Raw genomic sequence first — 19,166 nt, 5'->3', positions numbered from 1 at the left:
CTCGCCCGATGTTCCGCGCACGGGCGCCCAGGCCAGTTACAATGGCCGCCCTTTTTTTGCCGATGACCGCTTTTATGACCGACCCCATTCGCCTATCCAAACGCCTGATCGAAGTGATTGGCTGTTCGCGCCGCGAGGCCGAGCTGTATATCGAAGGCGGCTGGGTCACGGTAGATGGCGTGGTGGTGGAAGAGCCGCAGTTCAAGATCACCGAGCAGCGCGTGGAACTGCTGCCCAATGCCGTGCTGGCACCAGTCGAGCCGGTCACCCTACTGCTCAATGTGCCCAACGGGCACAACCCGGATCGCGCCGTCGAGAGCATCGGCGCAGCCAGCCATTGGGCGGAGGACGCTGCCGGCATCCGTCCGCTGAAAAGCCACTTCGCCCGTCTGATCAGCTGTGCACCGCTGCAAGCCGGCGCCGATGGTTTGCATGTGCTGACCCAGGACTGGCGCATCGAGCGCAAGCTCAAGGAAGACCTGAGCAAACTGGAGCAGGAATATGTGGTCGAAGTGGTCGGTACCTTGAGTGCCAGCCAGCTCAAGCGCCTGGCGCACGGCCTGACCTTTAATGGCGTGGCTCTGGCCCCCTGCAAGGTCAGCTGGCAGAACGAAACCCGCCTGCGCTTTGCCTTGAAGAACCCGCTGCCCGGTCAGATCGTATTTATGTGCAACAGCCTCGACCTCAAAGTGCTGGGCATGAAGCGCCTGCGTATCGGCGGTGTGCCGATGGCCAAGGTTCCTGCGGGCCAGTGGCGCTATCTGGCTGGCAAAGAACGCTTCTAATCATTTTTTAACGGCTGCCTTGGGCAGCCGCCTTTTTCAGGACCTTTCCATGCTCAACAACGACGTACTGCGCAGCCTGCGCTACACCCTCGACATCAGCGACGCGCAGATGCTCGACATCATCAAGCTCAGCGGCAAACAGGTTGCCCCCAACGACCTCGCCGCCATGCTCAAGAAGGAAGACGAAGAAGGCTTTATCCCGTGCGACGACGAGCTGATGGCACATTTCCTCGACGGTCTGGTGTTCTTCAAGCGCGGCAAGGATGACAGCCGCCCGGCTCAGCCGCTGGAGCTACCGGTCACCAACAACATGGTATTGAAAAAACTGCGCGTGGCCTTCGAGCTGAAAGAAGACGACATGCACACGATCATGAACAGCGTCGACTGCCCGGTTTCCAAACCGGAAATGAGCGCGCTGTTCCGCAAGTTCGGCCACAGCAACTACCGCACCTGCGGCGACCAGTTTCTGCGCAACTTCCTTAAGGGTCTGACCCTGCGCATACGCGGCTAAGCCCGCGGTTACCCGCCATGCCTGGCCGCATGGCGCTGTATTTCCAAGTGCAATAGTGCCTGCCGTGCAGCGGGCAGGCGATTAGGGTAGTGGCACTCATCCCCCTGAAGGATTCGCCATGCACCCTTATTTCTCCCTGCAAGGCCGCACCGCCCTGGTCACCGGCGGCACCCGCGGTATCGGCAAGATGATCGCCAAGGCCTTTGTCGAAGCCGGCGCCACGGTTTACGTCTGCGCCCGCGATGGCGAAGCCTGTGCGCAAACCGCTGCCGAGCTGTCGGTCTTCGGCACCTGCCATGGCATTGCCGCCAACCTGGCCAGCGAAGAAGGCGTGCACCTGCTGGCCGAGCAGTTGGCCGGCACGATCGACAGCCTGGATATTCTGGTCAATAACGCCGGCACCACCTGGGGCGCGCCGCTGGAAAGCTACCCGGCCAAGGGCTGGGAAAAGGTCATGCAGCTCAACGTGACCTCGGTGTTCAGCTGCATCCAGCAATTGCTGCCATTACTGCGCAAGGCCGGTAGCGCCGCCAATCCGGCGCGGGTGATCAATATCGGCTCGGTGGCCGGCATCACCTCCCACGGCGAAGACGCCTATGCTTACGGCCCGAGCAAGGCGGCGCTGCACCAGCTGTCGCGCATGCTCGCCCGCGAGCTGGTCGGTGAACATATCAACGTCAATGTGATTGCCCCGGGGCGCTTCCCAAGCAAGATGACCCAGTTTATCGCCCAGGATGAGGCCGCCATGGCCGAAGACTGCGCGCTGATCCCCATGCAGCGCTGGGGCCGTGAAGCGGAAATGGCCGCCCTGGCCATCAGCCTGGCCAGCACCGCCGGAGCTTATATGACCGGCGCGATCATCCCCATCGACGGCGGTTTTCACCTCTAGTCAGGTACTATGGCGGCGTTTTCACTCGACCACGCCGCCATGCCCTACTCTGTTTCGCCCATCGGTTTTGTCCGCTCCTGCTTCAAGGAGAAGTTCGCCATTCCCCGTCAGCCGCAACTGGCCCCGGCGGCCCGTGGCGTGCTGGAGCTGATTGCGCCCTTCGATAACGGCGATGCCGTGCAGGGGCTGGAGCAGGTCAGCCATGTCTGGCTGCTGTTTCTGTTTCACCAGGCGTTGGAAGACAAGCCGCGGCTCAAGGTGCGCCCGCCGCGCCTGGGCGGCAATCAATCGGTCGGCGTATTCAGCACCCGCGCCACGCACAGACCCAATGGCATTGGTCAGTCGGTGGTCAAGCTGGACAAGGTAGAAGCCGGCAAGCTGTGGCTGTCCGGTATCGATCTGCTCGACGGCACCCCGGTGCTGGATATCAAACCCTACGTGCCCTATGCCGACAGCGTTGCCAGTGCCTACAACCGCATCGCCGACAGTGCACCGGCGTTGATCGAAGTCACTTGGCAGGGATCTGCACTGACCCAGGCCCGTGAGCACGGGCAACGTCTGAGTGAACCGCTGGTCGAATTGATCGAGCAATGCCTGGCCCAGGACCCGCGCCCGGCCTACCAGCAGCCCAGCCCTGAACGCCGCTACGGCGCGCGCTTCTGGGATGTCGATGTGCACTGGCACTACCCGCAGCCCGGCAGCATCTGCGTACTGGCAGTCGTAGCGGCCAGCTGAACTAAATCGCACCCCGTTCGCGCACGTAGGCTGAGCAACAATTTTGTCTTATATTTACATTATAAATGTATACAAAAAAAGGATGCTCTCCATGCTCGAACGCCCCGGTCGCCTTAACGGCTTACGCCATATCGCCTTGCTGGTTCCCAATCTGGAAGCCTGCGAGCGCTTCTACGTGGATATTCTCGGCATGCAGGTGCTGCACCGCGCCAATTCAGATCTGGTCTACCTGACCTGCGGCAACGATAACCTCTCCTTGGGCCGCGCCAGCGTGCCCAGCAGCGGCGAGCAGGCGGTGGACCACTACGGGTTTATCGTCGACAGCATCGACGAGCTGCACGCCTGGTACGCCTACTTCAAGGCGCAGGGCGTGACACTGCTGGACCGGCCCTTCGCCCATGGTGACGGCGCGCACAGCTTCCATCTGCTCGACCCTGCCGGCAACAAGGTGCAGCCGATCTACCATCCGGCCGTCTCTGGACAGCGCTTCAGCCACGCGCAATAGCTGCGCAGCGCCCCGTCGACGTGGGGCATCTACACTGAGCAGATGCCGGGCGCAGCGACAACCTCGCAAGCGCTCGGCAGAGCTCTGCAGGCGGCAAACAGGCGTTCACTGCAGCACGCCTTGCGGGTATGGGGAGCGCAGGGCCTAACTGCCAAAGCGCCAGTAGCCGGTCCGACTGGCCCGCCATCGCCTATCGACACCATGTGAGCGCATGAAAGCCAGCACCTACGCGCCGACCGAAAACCTTGTCGACCTGCTGCTCGACGCCATCTGCGTGGTCGACAAACGCGGGCGCTTCGTTTTTGTCAGCGCCGCTTGCCAGCGCATCTTCGGCTACAGCGCAGACGAGATGATCGGCCAGGTGATGATCGAGATGGTGCATCCCGAAGACCGCGCGAAAACCCTGCAGGCCGCCAAGGAAGTGATGGCCGGCGTGCATAAACCGAACTTCGAGAACCGCTACCTGCGCAAGGATGGCAGTACCGTGCATATCCTCTGGTCCGCACGCTGGTCGGAAGATGATCAGGTGCGCATCGCCGTGGCCCACGACATCACCGAGCGCAAGCGCAGCGAAGCTCTGCAGACCGCGCTGTATGGCATTTCCGAAGCGGCTCATTCGGCCAAGGACCTGCTCGGGCTGTTTCAGCAGGTGCATCAGATTATTGGCGAACTGTTGCCAACCCTGAGCTTTTCCGTCGCCTTGTATGACGAACAGAACGACGAATTGAGCCTGCCCTACCCCGCCGACCCCCTTCCTATACCTCTGGCTGATACGCCACTGAATGCCGCCACGCTGAGCGCCCAGGTGATTCGCAGCGGCAACACCCTGCTATTGCCCAACGCCAGCCAGGTACAAACTGAAATGCCCCATAGCTGGCTCGGCGTACCGCTGCGTTCACACCGTGGGATTATCGGTGCATTGCTGGTACAAAGCAGCGCCTCCACGCGCTACAACGAGCGTGATCAGGAGCTGCTGCAATTTGTCTCAACCCAGGTAGCCACGGCCATCGAGCGCCAGCAGATGCTCAGCCGCCTGCAGTTTATGGCGCAGTACGACCAGCTCACTCAGCTGCCCAACCGCGCACTGCTGCGCGACCGTTTGCACACGGCCCTGGCCCGCGCGCGCCGTGAACAATCGCAAGTGGCGCTGCTGTTTCTCGACCTGGACAAGTTTAAGCAGGTCAACGACACCCTCGGCCATGCCGCCGGCGACCAGCTGCTGCAAGGCGTCGCCCAACGTATCCAGCTATGCCTGCGCGAGGTCGATACGGTAGCGCGCTTTGCCGGGGATGAATTCGTCGTACTGCTGGAAGATTTTCACTCGGCCGATCACGCCAACGTGGTGGCCGAGAAGATCCGCCAGAGCCTCAACCAGCCCTTCCAGCTGTGCGGGCGTAGCCAGACCATCCTGCCGAGCATTGGCATCGCTCTTTATCCGCAGCACGCCCAGGATGAACAACAATTGCTGCAACATGCCGACAACGCCATGTACCGGGCTAAACAGAAAGGCGGCAACCGTGCGCACTGTGCCTTTGAGCTGGAATAGACGCGCTGCATCAGCCGATTACCTCAAGGATATCGGCACAACCGTGCAGAGCGCGTGTGCCGTTCTGTTGCCAGGGGGCTGATTGTTGGCCAGTTGACCACCAGCGACGGTAGAGGCCTTGGTCTGCGCGCACCCAAGCCTCACGCAGCTCGAACGGCAACAAGAGTACCTGGGACGTACAGAGCGCAGTGCCCAGCTGGACGCCGCTGAGACAACGTAGGCCCAAGCGCGCCCAGCAGCTGACGACCCAGGGGGCTGATCAACACGCCCCCGGAGCAGTTCGTGGTTGGCTAAGCCCACCCTAAGGTGTTGGACCGTTATTTGCGCGCACGTTTTACAGAGCCCAAACAGCGGTGAGCGGCAAGCACTGCCTGAGCCGTGCTTGACGCCATCTAGCTGACACGCCGCAGACCGGCGGCAGATGCTTAGAGCGTGGCCGGATTAGCTGCGTTGTTCAGGCGCCGGGCCTGTTTCAGGTAGGCCGTCAGCTCGCGCGCTGGCAGTGGCTTGCTGTACAGATAGCCCTGCCCCTCATTACAGCCTTGGGCGATGATATAGGCCTCCTGCTCGACGGTTTCCACACCCTCGGCGATCACCTGCATGCCCAGGCTCTTACCCAACTGGATAATGGCGCGCACGATGGTCGCGTCGTCCTCGTCTTCCAGCAGGTCCTGGACGAAGCTCTTGTCGATCTTGATCTTGTCCAGTGGCAGGCTCTTTAGGTAGCTCAGCGAGGAGTAGCCGGTACCGAAGTCGTCGATAGCGATCAGCGCACCAGAGCGGCGCAGGCTGAGCAGGTGCTGGGCGGCAGTGTTGATGTCTTCCATCAGGCCGGTTTCCGTGACTTCCAGCTCCAGGCTGCGCAACGGCAGACGGTAGACCTGCATCAGGTTGTTCACCACCCGCGGCAGCTCGGCGTGATGCAGCTGCACAGTGGACAGGTTGACCGCCATGCGCAGTTCGGTAAAGCCCAAATCATGCCAGTCGCGCAGCTGGCGGCAGGTCTGGTCGAGAATCCATTCGCCAATCGGAATAATGGTGCCGTTCTGTTCGGCCAGTGGAATAAACAGATCCGGCGGCACAGAACCATGTTGTGGGTGCTGCCAGCGCAGCAGCGCTTCGACGCCGACCACGCTGTGGTCGCGGTAATCGACCTGAGGTTGATAGACCAAGTGCAGCTGATTCAAGGCCAGGGCGTCGCGCAGGTCTTTTTCCAGCTCACGGCGGCGGCGCATTTCGCTATCGACGCTGGCGATATAGAACTGGTAGCGGTTGCGCGAGCGGCTCTTGGCCAGAGTCATGGTCTGCTCGGCTTTCTGCAGCAGCTTCTCGGTGGTGTCGCCATCTTCCGGGAACAAGGTGATACCGATGGTGGCGCGCAGGCGCACTTGCTGCTGGTCGAGCATAAAGGGATTGTCGAGGTCATCGAGCACGCTCTGCGCCAGCTCGGCGGCCTCATAAGGCTGCTCGATATCGGCCTGCACCAGGGCAAATTGGTCGCCGCCCAGACGCGCCAGGGCACCGAGGCGGCCACTGTGGCTGCGCAGGCGATCGGACAGGGCCAGCAACAGCTGGTCACCAGTCTGGTAGCTGAATTGTTCGTTGATCCCTTTGAAGTCATCCAGGCCGACGCAGAGGACGGCAACGCGACGCTGCAGACGCCCGGCATCACCGAGAATCTGGTCGAGTTGCTGTTGCAGTTGCTGACGGTTCGGCAGGCCGGTGAGGAAGTCGTACTGGGCCATGCGCAGCAGGCTGTTTTCCGCCTCGCGGCGCAGGCTGGTGTTGCGCTCGATGGATGAGAGCAACTGGTTGGCGGTGTTGATCCACAGGCCCAGCTCGTTCTTCTCGTTACCCTTGAGCATCGGCAGCTTGTGCTCGCTGGGGCGGTCCGGGTTGATGTTGGTCAGGTGCTCGATAATTTTCGACAGCGGCTTGGTCAGCAGCAGGTGGTAGACCAGGTACAACACCAGGCCCATAGCCAGGGCGCGCAGGACCCCGGAAATAAAGATAATCACCGAGTTGGTGACAAAGTTCTGACCATAGGGCGCGGTGTCGAGGGTGATGCTGAGGTCGCCGTAGTATTCGCTGTAGGGCCCTCGACCGACCAGTTGGGTGGTGAAATTCTGTTCTTTGCCAAGGATCGGGTCGGTCAGCCAGCGCGTCGGTATGTCGACTTGTTCGCGGGCTTTCTCCGCCAGCATCGGTTCGTTAGGGTGGCCGATGGCGGCCATACGCACCGACTCATGCTGGAACAGGCCTTCAATCACCTGCATGCCCATTTCCCGGTCCAGGCTATACACCGCTTGGGTGGAAGGGTCGCGGAACATGCCGAGGATGCGGTGCGCATCATTGGCGACTGCCTGACGCGTCTTGTAAACGTCAAAGACAATCTGCGCAAGACTCAGGACTACGCCGACGATCAACGCTGATAACAGCACTACGCGGAGCAGCTTGAGTGACAAGCTGTGTTTGAGTTCCAGCTTCAAATGGCAATTCCTTGTTCGAGGCCTTCGGCGTCAGACGCCTGTGAGTATTGGCAAAGTCGTGCTTGCAGTCAAAGGGCCATTACCATACTTCGTCGAACAAATGATCTGCGCGGCGATGGCGCGGAGGCTGGCAGCTGTATTGGCTGCCAGCACTGTGTCGGTGCGAATTGACGGCGACTTGAGCACCGTTTGGCGGTTTTATGGCCTGCTATCCCTGGCGGCCACCCTTCGGGCCGTGGCTAGGCACCGTTAAAAGTGGCGCCCGGCTATTTTTTGTTTGGCATGAGCGTTGCGAAGCCCCCTGTACTCACCGTCATGGGGCACGCTGCGCTGAACGCTCGACTGTTAGGGCTAGCTGCTTTTGCGGTTTCGCCATTGGTGCAGGCAACCAGTGATAAGGCGCTCAATACCGCCTGGCGGGTGTTGGCCAGCGCGCTGGTGTTCTTTATGCAGGCTGGCTTTGCCTTGTTGGAAAGCGGCATGTCGCGGGCGAAGAACACGGTCAATGTGATGATGAAAAATTACATGGACGGCTGCGTCGGCGGCATCACTTTCTGGTTGCTGGGCTTCGGTCTGATGTTCGGCAGCAATATCACCAGCTGGTTCGGCATGAGCCATTTCGCGCCGCATACAGGCTAACCCTGGGGTTTTACCTTCTTGCTGTTTCACGTGATGCTCTATCTGTTGCTGGCGAAAACCCTTGGTCTGCGCACCTCGACCTGCATGAACAACGCGGTCTGGATTATGCCGAGTTCAACCTGGCCGTGGCCTTCGATAACAACGATCTGCCGAGAAGGGTGTGAGATGAGCCTGGCAACTCGCCGACGGGCGATCTACACCGGGCTTGGCGCTGTGGGAAAGCAAATATGCCGACAGACCGCCGTTTGCGCTCAATAAGTTTCTCGGCGAGGTGGCCGCGACCACTGCACGCAAGCTGGAGCGCGCCAAACTCTACCGCGAACTGGCGGGCGCGCTGACTGGGCCGTTATCGGCCTTACTGCCCGCCCCGAAGCCGCTGCTGCTCAGCTGGCGGCAGCGGTTGGGCATGGTGGTGCGGCAGGTGGAGGCGCGGCACCTGGCGTTCGCGCCGCGCAAGCTGCTGTAAAACGCTTCTCACATAGCAAGAAACCCGGCGCCGGGCCGGGTTTCTTGTAGGTTACGCAGGTGCTTAGGCGGCGTAGTTTTGCGCGACGAAGTCCCAGTTGACCAGGTTCCAGAACGCCTCAACATACTTCGGGCGCAGGTTGCGGTAGTCGATGTAGTAGGCGTGCTCCCAGACGTCGCAGGTCAGCAGCGGGGTGTCGCCACTGGTCAGCGGGCAGCCGGCGCCGATGGTGCTGGCCAGGGCCAGGGAACCGTCAGCCTTCTTCACCAGCCAGCCCCAGCCGGAACCGAAGGTGCCGATGGAGACTTTGCTGAACTCTTCCTTGAACTTGTCGAAGGAACCGAAGGCCGCGTTGATCGCGTCAGCCAGGGCACCGGTCGGCTGGCCACCGGCGTTAGGCGCCAGGCAGTTCCAGTAGAAGGTGTGGTTCCAGACCTGAGCGGCGTTGTTGAAGATGCCGCCCGAAGAGGTCTTGACGATCTCTTCCAGGGTTTTGCCTTCGAACTCGGTGCCTGGGACCAGGTTGTTCAGGTTCACGACGTAGGTGTTGTGGTGCTTGTCGTGGTGGAATTCCAAGGTTTCCTTGGAAATATGCGGCTGCAGGGCGTCATGAGCGTAAGGCAGCGGCGGCAATTCGAAAGCCATGGTCTATCTCCTAATCAGGTCAGGTGCGGTGTGCGCGAGGCCGATCACGGGCGGCCCTCTAGCGGCGTGAGTTATCTCTTTGCGCCGCGAGCCATGAATCATAGCACTGGCCCTGCGCCTTAAACACGCGGCAACTGTGTGGAAAACCACCTCGGCGCGTTGCGGGCGGGCCGTTTTAGAGCATCTCAGGATTAGAGCATCCCTGGATTGCTTAGCAGCTGCCAGGCAATGCTGAACATCATCAAGGCCACACCCAGGTCGATAAAGCGCCAGGTGCTCGGGCGCGCCAACCAGGGCGCTAGCCAGGCCGCACCCAGGGCCAGGCAGAAGAACCACATTAATGAAGCGCTGGCCGCGCCCAGGGCATAGGCGCCGGGCACCGGCTGCTGCGCGCCGAGTGAGCCGATCAGCAGCACGGTATCCAGATACACGTGCGGGTTAAGCAGGGTCACGGCCAGGGCCGCCAGCAGCACTGCGCGGCGTGAGCGCGGGCCGCTGTCGTAAGTCTGATTGAGTGCCTGCGGACGACTGGCGCGAACCAGTGCCTGGGCGCCATACCAGAGCAGAAAGGCCGCCCCACCCCAGCGCGCCACACCCAGCAGAACCGGGCTCTGCGCCAATACGGCGGCCAGGCCGAATACCCCGGCAGTGACCAGCAAGGCATCGCAGACCACACAGAGCAGTGCCACCGGTAGGTGATGCTCGCGGCGCAGGCTCTGCGCCAGGACGAAGGCATTCTGCGCGCCGAGGGCGATGATCAGCCCGGCGGCGATCAGTAATCCATTGCTATAGCTTTGCCACATCAGTCGTTCTCCGGCAGCTGTCCCGTTTGATGCTGGCCAGTCTGCTGCGGCTGGGTATATAAGAGAAACCAATAATCCTGATCACTCATTAGGAAATCTTATTTTGCTGGATTACAAACTACTCGCCGCCCTGGCCGCTGTTGTCGAGCAGGCCGGGTTTGAGCGCGCGGCACAGGTGCTGGGCCTGTCGCAGTCGGCGGTGTCGCAGCGGATCAAGCTGCTGGAGGCGCGCGTCGGCCAACCGGTGCTGGTGCGCGCGCTGCCGCCGGCGCCGACGGAAATCGGCCGGCGTTTGCTCAACCATGTGCAGCAGGTGCGTCTGCTGGAGCGCGATATTCAGGCGCAAGTACCGGGGCTGGATGAGGGCGGTCTGCCCGAGCGCCTACGCATTGCGCTGAATGCCGACAGCCTGGCCACCTGGTGGGCCGGCGCCGTAGGCGCGTTCTGCAGCGAGCAGCGCTTGCTGCTGGATCTGCTGGTGGAAGATCAGGAGGTCGGCCTCAAACGCATGCGCGCTGGCGAAGTGGCAGCCTGCGTGTGCGCCAGCGAACGCCCGGTAGCCGGTGCGCGTGCCGTGTTGCTGGGGGCGATGCGGTATCGTGCCATGGCCAGTCCAGGGTTTATTGCCCGGCATTTCCCGACAGGGGTGACGGCGCAGGCGTTGGCCCATGCGCCGGCCATCGTATTTGGCCCGGATGATTTGTTGCAACATCGCTACCTGTCCGGCCTGGGCGTCGAAGGCGGCTTTGCTCACCATCTGTGCCCGTCATCCGAAGGCTTTATCCGTCTGGCCCAGGCCGGATTTGGCTGGGGGCTGATTCCGGAGCTGCAGGTGCAGGGGGAGATGGCTCGTGGCGAACTGCTCGAGTTGATCAGCGACCGGCCAATCGATGTGCCGCTGTATTGGCACCATTGGCGTAATGGCGGCGAGTTGCTTAATCAGCTGACTCGCCACCTTACCCAGGCGGCCAGCCACAGCTTGGTCGCGCTCAGCAAATAACTACTTTGCCCGAGCCCGGCAGCTGTTCCACACAACGCTCGCCGAGCAGCTTGCTGGGGGTGAAGTAACCGCCGGGGCCGCTGTAATCGAGCAAGTGCCGCACGGCCAGCAAGGCGCCGTGCACGGTCACGTCATAGCCGTTGGCGGTTTCCAGGCGCGCGGTTTTCACCACGCCGGCGGCATTACGCGCCTCGCCCCACAGCCAGGTGCGCTGGCGGGCGCGGCTGGCTTCATCAGGGCCGCTGACGCGTTTTTCGATCAGCCGCTTGAGCCAGTTCTGCACCGCATCCAGGCCCAGCAGGGCACGCAGCGGGTCGATCAGGCGCATCACGATCGCGGCTGCCGTCGGTGTGGGCAGGTACACCTCGATATTGTCGATGCCGGTGGAGTGGTAGGCGGTGGAAACATCGCCCCAGGGAATGGTTACGGCGGGCTTTTCACCGCGGCCAAAGTTGATGACGCGGCGTTTATAGCCCAGTGGGACATCGGTGATGCCCCCTGCGCGGCGCACCTTGCCACCAAACTTCAGGCCTTCCACCGAGGTTTTCGCGGTGCCGGGCGACAGCCCGCTGCCACTGTCGAACCCCAGTGCCAGGTGCGTGGCATCGGGCAGGGCCTGGTGCAGGCAGGCGGCCAGGCAATCGCTGGGGATCACATCGAAGCCCACGCCGGGGCAGACCACCACAGCCATCTCGCGCGCCTGCTGATGACGTTGCTGAGCGGCTTCGAACACGCTGATTTCGCCGGTGATGTCGACGTAGTGCGTGGCGCTGGCCAGGCAGGCATCGAGCATCGGCGCGCTGGTGGCAGAGAATGGCCCGGCGCAGTGGGCGACCACGGCAATATCGGCCAGGGCTTCCTTGGCTCGATCCAGCTGGTTGATATCGAATATTCGGCACTCCAGGCCCAGCAGGCTGCCGAGTGCGTGTACGGCGGCCGGGTTGCGGCCCGCCAGAATCGGCGTGAGGCCCTGGCGCCTGGCTTCGGTGGCCAGCAGGTGGCCGGTGTAACCATTGGCGCCGTAGATCATCCAGTGCGTGGCCATCCAGTGCTCCTTAATTGTTATAGGGTTGCGTCTGGCAGCTTAGTCGCTATGTGCGGTCCTGTTGGCCTATCGCAGGGTGTGTGCAGTCGTTGTTCTGGCCTGCAATGCCACGGCAGCGGCTGGCGTGCGCTGCTAGAGTGGCCTGCAATCAAGGCAAAGGGGGCGGCAATGAAGATTCTGGTAACCGGGGCCAGTGGCTTTATCGGTGGGCGTTTCGCCCGTTTTGCCTTGGAACAGGGCTTGAGCGTGCGGGTCAACGGTCGCCGTGCCGAGGGCGTTGAGCACCTGCGCGCGCGCGGCGCGGAGTTTGTCCAGGGCGATCTGTCCGACCCGGAGCTGGTACAACAGCTGTGCCGGGATGTTGCAGCGGTGGTGCATTGCGCCGGTGCGGTCGGGGTGTGGGGGCGTTATGAGCACTTCTATCAGGCTAACGTCACGGTCACCGAGAACGTGGTGGATGCCTGCCTGAAACAGAAGGTACGGCGGCTGGTGCATTTGTCTTCGCCGTCGGTGTATTTCGATGGTCAGGCGCATGTCGGCCTGCGTGAAGAACAGCTGCCCAAGCACTTTTCCGATCACTACGGCAAGACCAAGTTTCTCGCCGAGCAGCAGGTGTTTGCCGCCCAGGAATTTGGCCTGGAGGTGCTGGCGCTGCGTCCGCGCTTTGTTACCGGCGCGGGCGATACCAGCATCTTTCCTCGGCTGATCAATATGCAGCGCAAGGGCCGTTTGTCGATCATCGGCAACGGCCTGAACAAGGTCGACTTCACCAGCGTGCACAACCTCAACCAGGCCTTGATGAGTTGCCTGCTGGCCGCCGGGCCGGCGCTGGGGCAGGTCTACAACATCAGCACTGGCGCGCCGGTGTCGTTGTGGGACGTGGTCAATTACGTGCTGCGCAAGCTCGATCTGCCGCCCGTGACCCGCCATCTGCCCTATGGCCTGGCCTACGGTGCGGCGGCGTTGAACGAGGGTGTGTGCAAGCTGCTGCCGGGGCGCCCGGAGCCAACCCTGTTCCGCCTGGGTGTGGCGGTGATGGCCAAGGATTTCTCCCTGGATATCAGCCGCGCGCAGCAGTATCTGCAGTACGAGCCCAAGGCCAGCCTATGGAGTGCGCTGGATGAATTCTGCGCCTGGTGGCAGGCGCATCATCCGAGCTGACTATTTAGAACCTGTTTACGATCTTGCGAGCTAGAGTCCTGCAAGGCGCTACGTAGTAACAGCCTTCGGCTGGTCAAAACGGCGAGGAAGCGGAGTTTACTGGTGTAAATGAGCATTCCGAGCCTGTTTTTAACGCTGCAGGGCCGACGCGCAGCAGATCGTATGCAGGTTCTCAGGCGTAAACACGCTGTCCGCGATACATCCGTACCGAGGCGCTGGCCGGGCGCTGCGCCGGTTCTTCCACCAGCAGCGGATGACCGGCCTGCATCCGGGGTGTGGTCGCGGACTCACCGAAGGGGCGGTCGCTGTACTGGGCCAGCAGTTGTCCCAGTTGGCGGGTTTGCTCATTACTTGAGCTGAGGCAGGCGCTGAGCATGCTGTTGATCGCATCCGGCTGGCTCATGCGAATGTCCACCGTCAGTTCTTCGCGCAGCCTGCGGCGCAGGCTCATCATGCAATCGAGTACTTCTCTGTTCAGCTCCATGGACCTTCCCCCGTTAGTACAAGTGGGCTGGGCGTCATCCATCCGGAATGCCACCCGCCTGGTCTCGCCGCGTTTGCCGCGTGCGGATCGCGCCTGCAGCACCGGTGCTCCCTGGCGCTGCGAAAACTTCGCAATAGGTAATTGCAAAGCGCATACCAGTTCACAGCCTGTGGAACTGCGCGGGCTGCAGCGGGTCGATGGCTGTGTCGTGCCCTTCGTCGGTGCGCCTCGCACTGGCATGGCGCGACACTGAAGGGCTGCGCGCGAACCGTTATACTGCGCGGCGATTTGCTTGGAGCCTGTCGAGCTGTTCGGCAGCAGAACCGCGTTAAGTCCGGCAGGCCCCTCCCCCCGCGCTTTCTTGAAGGTTGAACCATGCGTAACGATGCCCACGACGAACTCGATCACGTGCCCAGCCTGCGAGCTGATCAACGCGATCACGATCACGACGACTATGCCGCCGACCACGCGCAGCCAGCACGCGCTAACAGCTATGGCCGTGCGGCGGCCGCTGTGCCGGTAAAGTCGGCCAGCACCGGCCCACTCTGGGCGCTGGTCGGCGCCTTGATGATTGCCTTGGGCGGGCTCGGCTGGTGGAGTTTTCAGCAGATCAGCCTGATGGAGCAGCAGTTGGTTGCTACCCAGGAAAGCTTCGCGCGCATCAGCGAGGAGGCGGCAGGTCGTATTCAGGATATTTCCGGCAAGGTGGTGGCCACCGAGTCCACAGTCACCAGCGGCAGTGAAGCGCTGAAACTGCAGGTCAAGCAGCTGGAAAGCAAACTGGCGGAGCTGAGCAAGCAACAGCAGGGCGCCAGCAGCCAGCGGAGTGAGCAAAGCAAACGTCTTGAGCAACTGGCTGTACAGCTCAAGAGCCAGGAAGGCAGCAGTGCCGCGCTGGACGCCAGCGTGAAGAAAATCAACGCCGAACAGGCGGCGCTGAAAAGCGAGCAAGCCGCCCTGAAAAGCGCGCTGGCCGGGCAGAGCAAAGTCGATGAGCAGCTGGCCGGCTTGAGCGGCGAGATCGCAGCGCTGAAAAAACAGGGCAACCCCAACCAGGCCATCGCCCGCATCGAGCAGGACCTGCTGGTGCTGAAAAGCGATCTGGAAACCCGTTCCGCCGGCAGCAGCACGGCTGAGTTCGACGCCTTCCGCGCGCAGATGACCCGCAATATCAGCACCCTGCAGGCGCAGGTGCAGAACTTGCAGCAGCAGATCGACGCACGCTAAAACCTGCCTCGCACCTGCTACGCAGTCACTGACTCGATGCCCTGCATAGCGCTAATTCGAGAGACCCGAGACCGGCGCTGGGATCGCAGCCAAGAAGAAGCCCGCCGATTGGCGGGCTTCTTCTTACTGTCTACTGCGGCCTTACTTCTCGACGAAGGCGCGCTCGATCAGGTAATCACCCGGCTCACGCATGCGCGGGGAGATTTTCAGGCCGAACTCGTTGAGCACTTCGCTGGTTTCATCGAGCATGCTCGGGCTGCCACAGATCATCGCGCGGTCGTCCTGCGGGTTGATCGGCGGCAGGCCGATATCCTCGAACAGCTTGCCGCTGCGCATCAGGTCGGTCAGGCGGCCCTGGTTCTCGAAGGGTTCACGGGTCACCGTCGGGTAGTAGATCAACTTGTTCCTCAGCGCATCGCCGAAGAATTCATTCTGCGGTAGGTGCTCGGTGATAAATTCGCGGTAGGCCACTTCGTTCACATAGCGCACACCGTGCACCAGAATCACCTTCTCGAAGCGCTCATAGGTTTCCGGGTCCTGAATCACGCTCATAAACGGCGCCAGGCCGGTGCCGGTACTGAGCAGGTACAGGTGCTTGCCGGGGTTGAGGTCATCCAGCACCAGGGTGCCGGTGGGCTTCTTGCTGATGATGATCTCGTCACCTTCCTTGAGGTGCTGCAGCTGCGAGGTCAGCGGGCCATCCGGCACCTTGATGCTGAAGAACTCCAGGTGCTCTTCCCAGTTCGGGCTGGCGATCGAGTAAGCGCGCATCAGCGGGCGACCGGTCTCCTGCTGCAAGCCGATCATCACGAACTGGCCATTCTCGAAACGCAGACCCGGATCACGGGTGCACTTGAAGCTGAACAGCGTGTCGTTCCAGTGGTGAACGCTAAGAATGCGCTCGGCGTTAAGATTGCTCATGCTCGGAGCTCCGCAGAAGGTAATGTCGCCAGCGCACCTAGGCGCAATTGCACGGCATTGTAATGAGCGGCAGAATATCTGTTAACTTGATTATCAAGATATAGGTTATCGGTTATATAGATATGCGATTTACCCTCAGACAACTGCAAGTCTTCGTCGCCGTGGCCCAGCAGGAAAGCGTGTCGCGCGCGGCCGACTCGCTGGCCCTGTCGCAATCGGCCACCAGCACCTCACTCAGCGAACTGGAGCGCCAATCCGACTGCCAGCTGTTCGACCGCGCCGGTAAACGCCTGTGCCTTAACGCCCTCGGCCTGCAGCTGTTGCCACAAGCGGTGGCGCTGCTCGACCAGGCCAAGGAAATCGAACGCCTGCTGGGCGGCAAGAGCGGCTACGGCTCGCTGAATGTCGGCGCTACCCTGACCGTCGGTAACTACCTAGCCACCCTGCTGATCGGCAGTTTTATGCAGCGCCACCCGGAATGCCGGGTCAAGCTGCAGGTGCACAACACCGCCTACGTGGTGCAGCAGATTGCCCACTACGAGCTGGACATGGGCATGATCGAAGGCGACTGCCAGCACCCGGATATCGAGGTGCAGCCCTGGGTTGAAGATGAGCTGGTGGTGTTCTGTGCGCCGCAACATGCGCTGGCGCAGCGCGGTGAGGCAAGCCTGGAGGAGCTGACGCGCGAGGCGTGGATTCTGCGTGAGCAAGGTTCCGGCACGCGCCTGACCTTCGACCAGGCCATGCGTCACCACCCCAGCAGCCTGAATATCCGCCTGGAGCTGGAGCATACCGAGGCGATTAAACGCGCGGTGGAATCCGGCCTGGGGATTGGCTGCATTTCCCGCCTGGCGCTGCGCGATGCGTTTCGCCGCGGCAGCCTGGTGGCGCTGGAAACCCCCGAGCTGGATCTGCGTCGGCAGTTCTACTTTATCTGGCACAAACAGAAGTACCAGACCGCCGCCATGCGTGAATTTATCGAGCTGTGCCGCGCCCTGACCGCCGGCGTGACACGCAGCGATCAGATCGTCCTGCCTAACCTCGCGTAGGGCGGACATGGCGCAACCTTGTCCACCACGGCGAACAAGCCGCTAGACGGCATGTCCAGCCTACCCCAGCAGGATAATCGCCCAGACCAGGGCAATCAGGCTGAGGGCGGTGAACTGGGCGGCGCTGCCCATGTCCTTGGCGTTCTTCGACAGCGGGTGCAGCTCCAGGGAGATACGGTCGATGGCGGCCTCCACCGCCGAGTTGAGCAACTCGACGATCAGCGCCAGCAGACACACCGCGACCATCAAGGCGCGCTCGACGCGGCTGACGTCCAGGTAGAACGCCAAAGGCACCAGTACCAGGTTGATCAGCAGCAACTGACGGAACGCGGCTTCACCGGTAAAGGCGGCGCGCAGGCCGGCCAGGGAATAACCGGCGGCATTGAGAACACGTTTAAGGCCGGTCTGGCCTTTGAATGGCGACATCATCACAACCACATGCGAAAGAGCCCGGCAGGCTACGCCAAGCCTAGAAGAAAAGCACTTCAGTTAGACGGAATCGATTCCAGTTGCTGCAACAGCAAGGCCGCCTGCGTGCGGGTACGCACCCCGAGCTTACGGAAAATCGCCGTGACATGGGCCTTTACCGTGGCCTCGGACACGCTCAGTTCATAGGCGATCTGCTTGTTCAGCAAGCCGTCGCAGACCATGGTCAATACGCGAAACTGCTGCGGCGTCAGGCTGGCCAGGCCGGCGCTGGCAGCCTTGGCCTCAGCCGACAGGGCCATTGCTTCTTGAGTCTGCAGCGGCCACCAGACCTCACCATCGAGCACCTGGCGCACCGCCTGCTGAATAGTCTCCAGCGGACTGGATTTGGGGATAAAGCCACTGGCGCCGAACTCCCGCGAACGGGTGACGATGGACGGCTCTTCCTGGGCGGAGATCATCACCACCGGAATATGCGGGTATTGCCCACGTAGCAGCACCAGGCCGGAGAAGCCGTAAGCGCCGGGCATATTGAGGTCGAGCAGCACCAGATCCCAATCAGTCTTCTGCGCCAGGCAGGCTTCCAGCTCGGCAATGCTGGCCGCTTCGACTAACCGCACATCCGGCCCCAACGCCAGGGTCAGCGCCTGTTGCAAGGCACTGCGAAACAGGGGGTGGTCATCGGCAATAAGGATTTCAAAAGCGGCCATGGTAAATCCTGTTTTTGTTATATGGATACCCGCCAGGGGTACTGTCCAAGGCACGGTGAACAGTGCACTCAGGCCGCAGGGTTGCCGCGCAACCGGGCCTGAAAATGCATAAAAGCGACCAAGCATGCCCAGCACTGACGGGGTGGTCAAGCACGACGCTTTGCGGCACAGTTCGCAGCTTTGCCGACGAGAGCCTGAAATGCGAAGCCACGCCCTGCGCGCCGACCTGTTGATGCTGCTGACCGCGATGATCTGGGGCTCGGCGTTTGTCGCCCAACGCCTGGGCATGGACTCCATCGGCCCGTTCCTCTACAGCGGCCTGCGCTTTGCCCTGGCGGCGTTGATTCTGCTGCCGGTGCTGCGTCTGCTGGAAGGTCGCAGCAACAGCACGACAGTCGCGCCACTCAACCGTCAACTGCTGCGTGGCGGCGTGCTGATGGGCCTGGCGCTCGCCCTGGGGATCAACCTGCAGCAGGTCGGCCTGCTGTTTACCAGCGTCACCAACTCCGGCTTTATCACCGGGCTGTACGTGATCATCGTACCGTTGCTGGGGCTGTTTATCGGCCATAAAACCGGCCTGGGCATCTGGCTGGGGGCCTGCCTGGCGGTGGTCGGCATGTTCCTGCTCAGCGTCGGCGAGGGCTTTAGCGTGGCCTCCGGCGACTGGCTGCAACTGGCCGGGGCTTTTGTCTGGGGTGTGCATGTGCTGCTGGTGGGCTTCTTTGCCGGCCGTCATGACCCGCTGCGCCTGGCCCTGGTGCAATTTATCACCTGCGCGGTGATCAGCCTGCTGCTGGCGGTGATCTTCGAGGAAATCCAGCTGCAAGCGATCATCGCCGCCGGGCCGGCGATTCTTTACGGCGGCATCTTCGGCGTGGCCATCGGTTTTACCTTGCAGGTGGTGGCGCAGAAAGACGCCATCGCCTCCCACGCGGCGATCATCTTCTCTCTTGAGGCGGTATTCGCCGCGATTGCCGGGGCCTGGTTCCTCGGTGAGTCACTGGAGCTGCGCGGCTACTTTGGCTGTGCACTGATGTTCGCCGGCATGCTGCTGGCGCAACTGTGGCCAAAGAAACTGGCATAAAACCAGGTCTGCTAAAGAAACTCGCGCAGGCGGTCGTGCATTGGAT

21 protein-coding genes are annotated in these 19,166 nt (G+C 61.8%); 13 read left to right on the top strand and 8 right to left on the bottom strand.

Annotated features, from left to right (window positions below; translation table 11 throughout):
- Nucleotides 1-74: 74 nt before the first annotated feature.
- From WA145_RS02935 to WA145_RS02910, 6 genes are all read left to right on the top strand, one after another.
- Nucleotides 75-785 carry an rRNA pseudouridine synthase gene (locus tag WA145_RS02935; protein ID WP_422580135.1) on the top strand — a complete coding sequence of 237 codons (711 nt, stop codon included), beginning with the start codon at nt 75-77 and terminating at the stop codon, nt 783-785.
- 49 nt (nt 786-834) lie between these two features.
- Nucleotides 835-1,296, top strand: a complete 462-nt coding sequence (locus tag WA145_RS02930; protein ID WP_422580134.1) for a DUF1456 family protein — start codon at nt 835-837, stop codon at nt 1,294-1,296.
- Between the two features lie 118 nt (nt 1,297-1,414).
- On the top strand, nt 1,415-2,185 hold the full coding sequence (locus tag WA145_RS02925) for an SDR family oxidoreductase (protein ID WP_422580133.1): 771 nt from the start codon (nt 1,415-1,417) through the stop codon (nt 2,183-2,185).
- A gap of 39 nt (nt 2,186-2,224) precedes the next feature.
- Nucleotides 2,225-2,920 carry a tRNA (N6-threonylcarbamoyladenosine(37)-N6)-methyltransferase TrmO gene (gene tsaA / locus WA145_RS02920; RefSeq protein ID WP_422580132.1) on the top strand — a complete coding sequence of 232 codons (696 nt, stop codon included), beginning with the start codon at nt 2,225-2,227 and terminating at the stop codon, nt 2,918-2,920.
- Nucleotides 2,921-3,011: 91 nt separating this feature from the next.
- Nucleotides 3,012-3,425, top strand: coding sequence for a VOC family protein (locus tag WA145_RS02915; RefSeq protein WP_422580131.1), 414 nt, complete (start codon nt 3,012-3,014; stop codon nt 3,423-3,425).
- A gap of 211 nt (nt 3,426-3,636) precedes the next feature.
- Nucleotides 3,637-4,971, top strand: coding sequence for a diguanylate cyclase domain-containing protein (locus tag WA145_RS02910; RefSeq protein WP_422580130.1), 1,335 nt, complete (start codon nt 3,637-3,639; stop codon nt 4,969-4,971).
- Between the two features lie 425 nt (nt 4,972-5,396).
- Here WA145_RS02910 and WA145_RS02905 read toward each other — a convergent pair whose 3' ends face one another.
- Nucleotides 5,397-7,460, bottom strand: coding sequence for a putative bifunctional diguanylate cyclase/phosphodiesterase (locus WA145_RS02905; protein WP_422580129.1), 2,064 nt, complete (start codon nt 7,458-7,460; stop codon nt 5,397-5,399).
- A gap of 255 nt (nt 7,461-7,715) precedes the next feature.
- Here WA145_RS02905 and WA145_RS02900 point away from each other — a divergent pair, with 255 nt between their 5' ends.
- Nucleotides 7,716-8,099, top strand: coding sequence for a hypothetical protein (locus WA145_RS02900; RefSeq protein WP_422580128.1), 384 nt, complete (start codon nt 7,716-7,718; stop codon nt 8,097-8,099).
- Nucleotides 8,100-8,304: 205 nt separating this feature from the next.
- Nucleotides 8,305-8,565, top strand: a complete 261-nt coding sequence (locus tag WA145_RS02895) for a hypothetical protein (protein ID WP_422580127.1) — start codon at nt 8,305-8,307, stop codon at nt 8,563-8,565.
- 63 nt (nt 8,566-8,628) lie between these two features.
- On the opposite strand, the gene WA145_RS02890 is transcribed toward WA145_RS02895, so the two are convergent.
- Together WA145_RS02890 and WA145_RS02885 are read right to left on the bottom strand one after the other, a co-directional pair.
- Complete coding sequence (locus WA145_RS02890) at nt 8,629-9,210, bottom strand: superoxide dismutase (RefSeq protein ID WP_422580126.1); 582 nt, start codon at nt 9,208-9,210, stop codon at nt 8,629-8,631.
- Nucleotides 9,211-9,401: 191 nt separating this feature from the next.
- Entirely contained in the window at nt 9,402-10,013 is a 612-nt protein-coding gene (locus tag WA145_RS02885; RefSeq protein ID WP_422580125.1) for a LysE/ArgO family amino acid transporter, read from the bottom strand.
- A gap of 103 nt (nt 10,014-10,116) precedes the next feature.
- Here WA145_RS02885 and WA145_RS02880 point away from each other — a divergent pair, with 103 nt between their 5' ends.
- Nucleotides 10,117-11,013, top strand: a complete 897-nt coding sequence (locus tag WA145_RS02880) for a LysR family transcriptional regulator ArgP (RefSeq protein ID WP_422580124.1) — start codon at nt 10,117-10,119, stop codon at nt 11,011-11,013.
- Here WA145_RS02880 and WA145_RS02875 read toward each other — a convergent pair.
- On the bottom strand, nt 11,003-12,058 hold the full coding sequence (locus tag WA145_RS02875; protein ID WP_422580123.1) for a saccharopine dehydrogenase family protein: 1,056 nt from the start codon (nt 12,056-12,058) through the stop codon (nt 11,003-11,005). The two genes, WA145_RS02880 and WA145_RS02875, sit on opposite strands and share 11 nt — an antisense overlap.
- Before the next feature lie 168 nt (nt 12,059-12,226).
- Between WA145_RS02875 and WA145_RS02870 the strand changes: the two genes are divergently transcribed.
- Nucleotides 12,227-13,219: an NAD-dependent epimerase/dehydratase family protein gene (locus WA145_RS02870; protein WP_422580122.1), complete on the top strand. Its 993-nt coding sequence runs from the start codon at nt 12,227-12,229 to the stop codon at nt 13,217-13,219.
- A 172-nt stretch (nt 13,220-13,391) separates the two neighbouring features.
- On the opposite strand, the gene WA145_RS02865 is transcribed toward WA145_RS02870, so the two are convergent.
- Nucleotides 13,392-13,703, bottom strand: coding sequence for a hypothetical protein (locus WA145_RS02865; RefSeq protein ID WP_422580121.1), 312 nt, complete (start codon nt 13,701-13,703; stop codon nt 13,392-13,394).
- Nucleotides 13,704-14,078: 375 nt separating this feature from the next.
- Here WA145_RS02865 and WA145_RS02860 point away from each other — a divergent pair, with 375 nt between their 5' ends.
- Nucleotides 14,079-14,930, top strand: coding sequence for an ATPase (locus WA145_RS02860; RefSeq protein ID WP_422580120.1), 852 nt, complete (start codon nt 14,079-14,081; stop codon nt 14,928-14,930).
- Nucleotides 14,931-15,071: 141 nt separating this feature from the next.
- Here WA145_RS02860 and fpr read toward each other — a convergent pair whose 3' ends face one another.
- Nucleotides 15,072-15,851, bottom strand: coding sequence for a ferredoxin-NADP reductase (gene fpr / locus WA145_RS02855; RefSeq protein WP_422580119.1), 780 nt, complete (start codon nt 15,849-15,851; stop codon nt 15,072-15,074).
- A gap of 122 nt (nt 15,852-15,973) precedes the next feature.
- On the opposite strand from fpr, the gene WA145_RS02850 reads away from it, so the two are divergent.
- Nucleotides 15,974-16,900, top strand: a complete 927-nt coding sequence (locus WA145_RS02850) for a LysR family transcriptional regulator (RefSeq protein WP_422580118.1) — start codon at nt 15,974-15,976, stop codon at nt 16,898-16,900.
- Nucleotides 16,901-16,960: 60 nt separating this feature from the next.
- Here WA145_RS02850 and WA145_RS02845 read toward each other — a convergent pair whose 3' ends face one another.
- Together WA145_RS02845 and erdR are read right to left on the bottom strand one after the other, a co-directional pair.
- The gene (locus WA145_RS02845) at nt 16,961-17,332 is read right to left on the bottom strand and encodes a diacylglycerol kinase (RefSeq protein WP_422580117.1); all 372 of its coding nucleotides are present in this window, start codon (nt 17,330-17,332) and stop codon (nt 16,961-16,963) included.
- A gap of 53 nt (nt 17,333-17,385) precedes the next feature.
- Complete coding sequence (erdR, locus tag WA145_RS02840; protein WP_422580116.1) at nt 17,386-18,036, bottom strand: response regulator transcription factor ErdR; 651 nt, start codon at nt 18,034-18,036, stop codon at nt 17,386-17,388.
- A gap of 199 nt (nt 18,037-18,235) precedes the next feature.
- Between erdR and WA145_RS02835 the strand changes: the two genes are divergently transcribed.
- Complete coding sequence (locus WA145_RS02835) at nt 18,236-19,120, top strand: DMT family transporter (protein ID WP_422580115.1); 885 nt, start codon at nt 18,236-18,238, stop codon at nt 19,118-19,120.
- Nucleotides 19,121-19,166 lie beyond the last annotated feature (46 nt).

Source organism: Pseudomonas sp., from assembly GCF_049301935.1.
In the GTDB taxonomy this organism is placed as follows: Bacteria; Pseudomonadota; Gammaproteobacteria; order Pseudomonadales; family Pseudomonadaceae; genus Aquipseudomonas.
The sequence above is the reverse complement of the archived record's forward strand: the minus strand, read 5'-3'. Positions and strand labels throughout refer to the sequence as shown.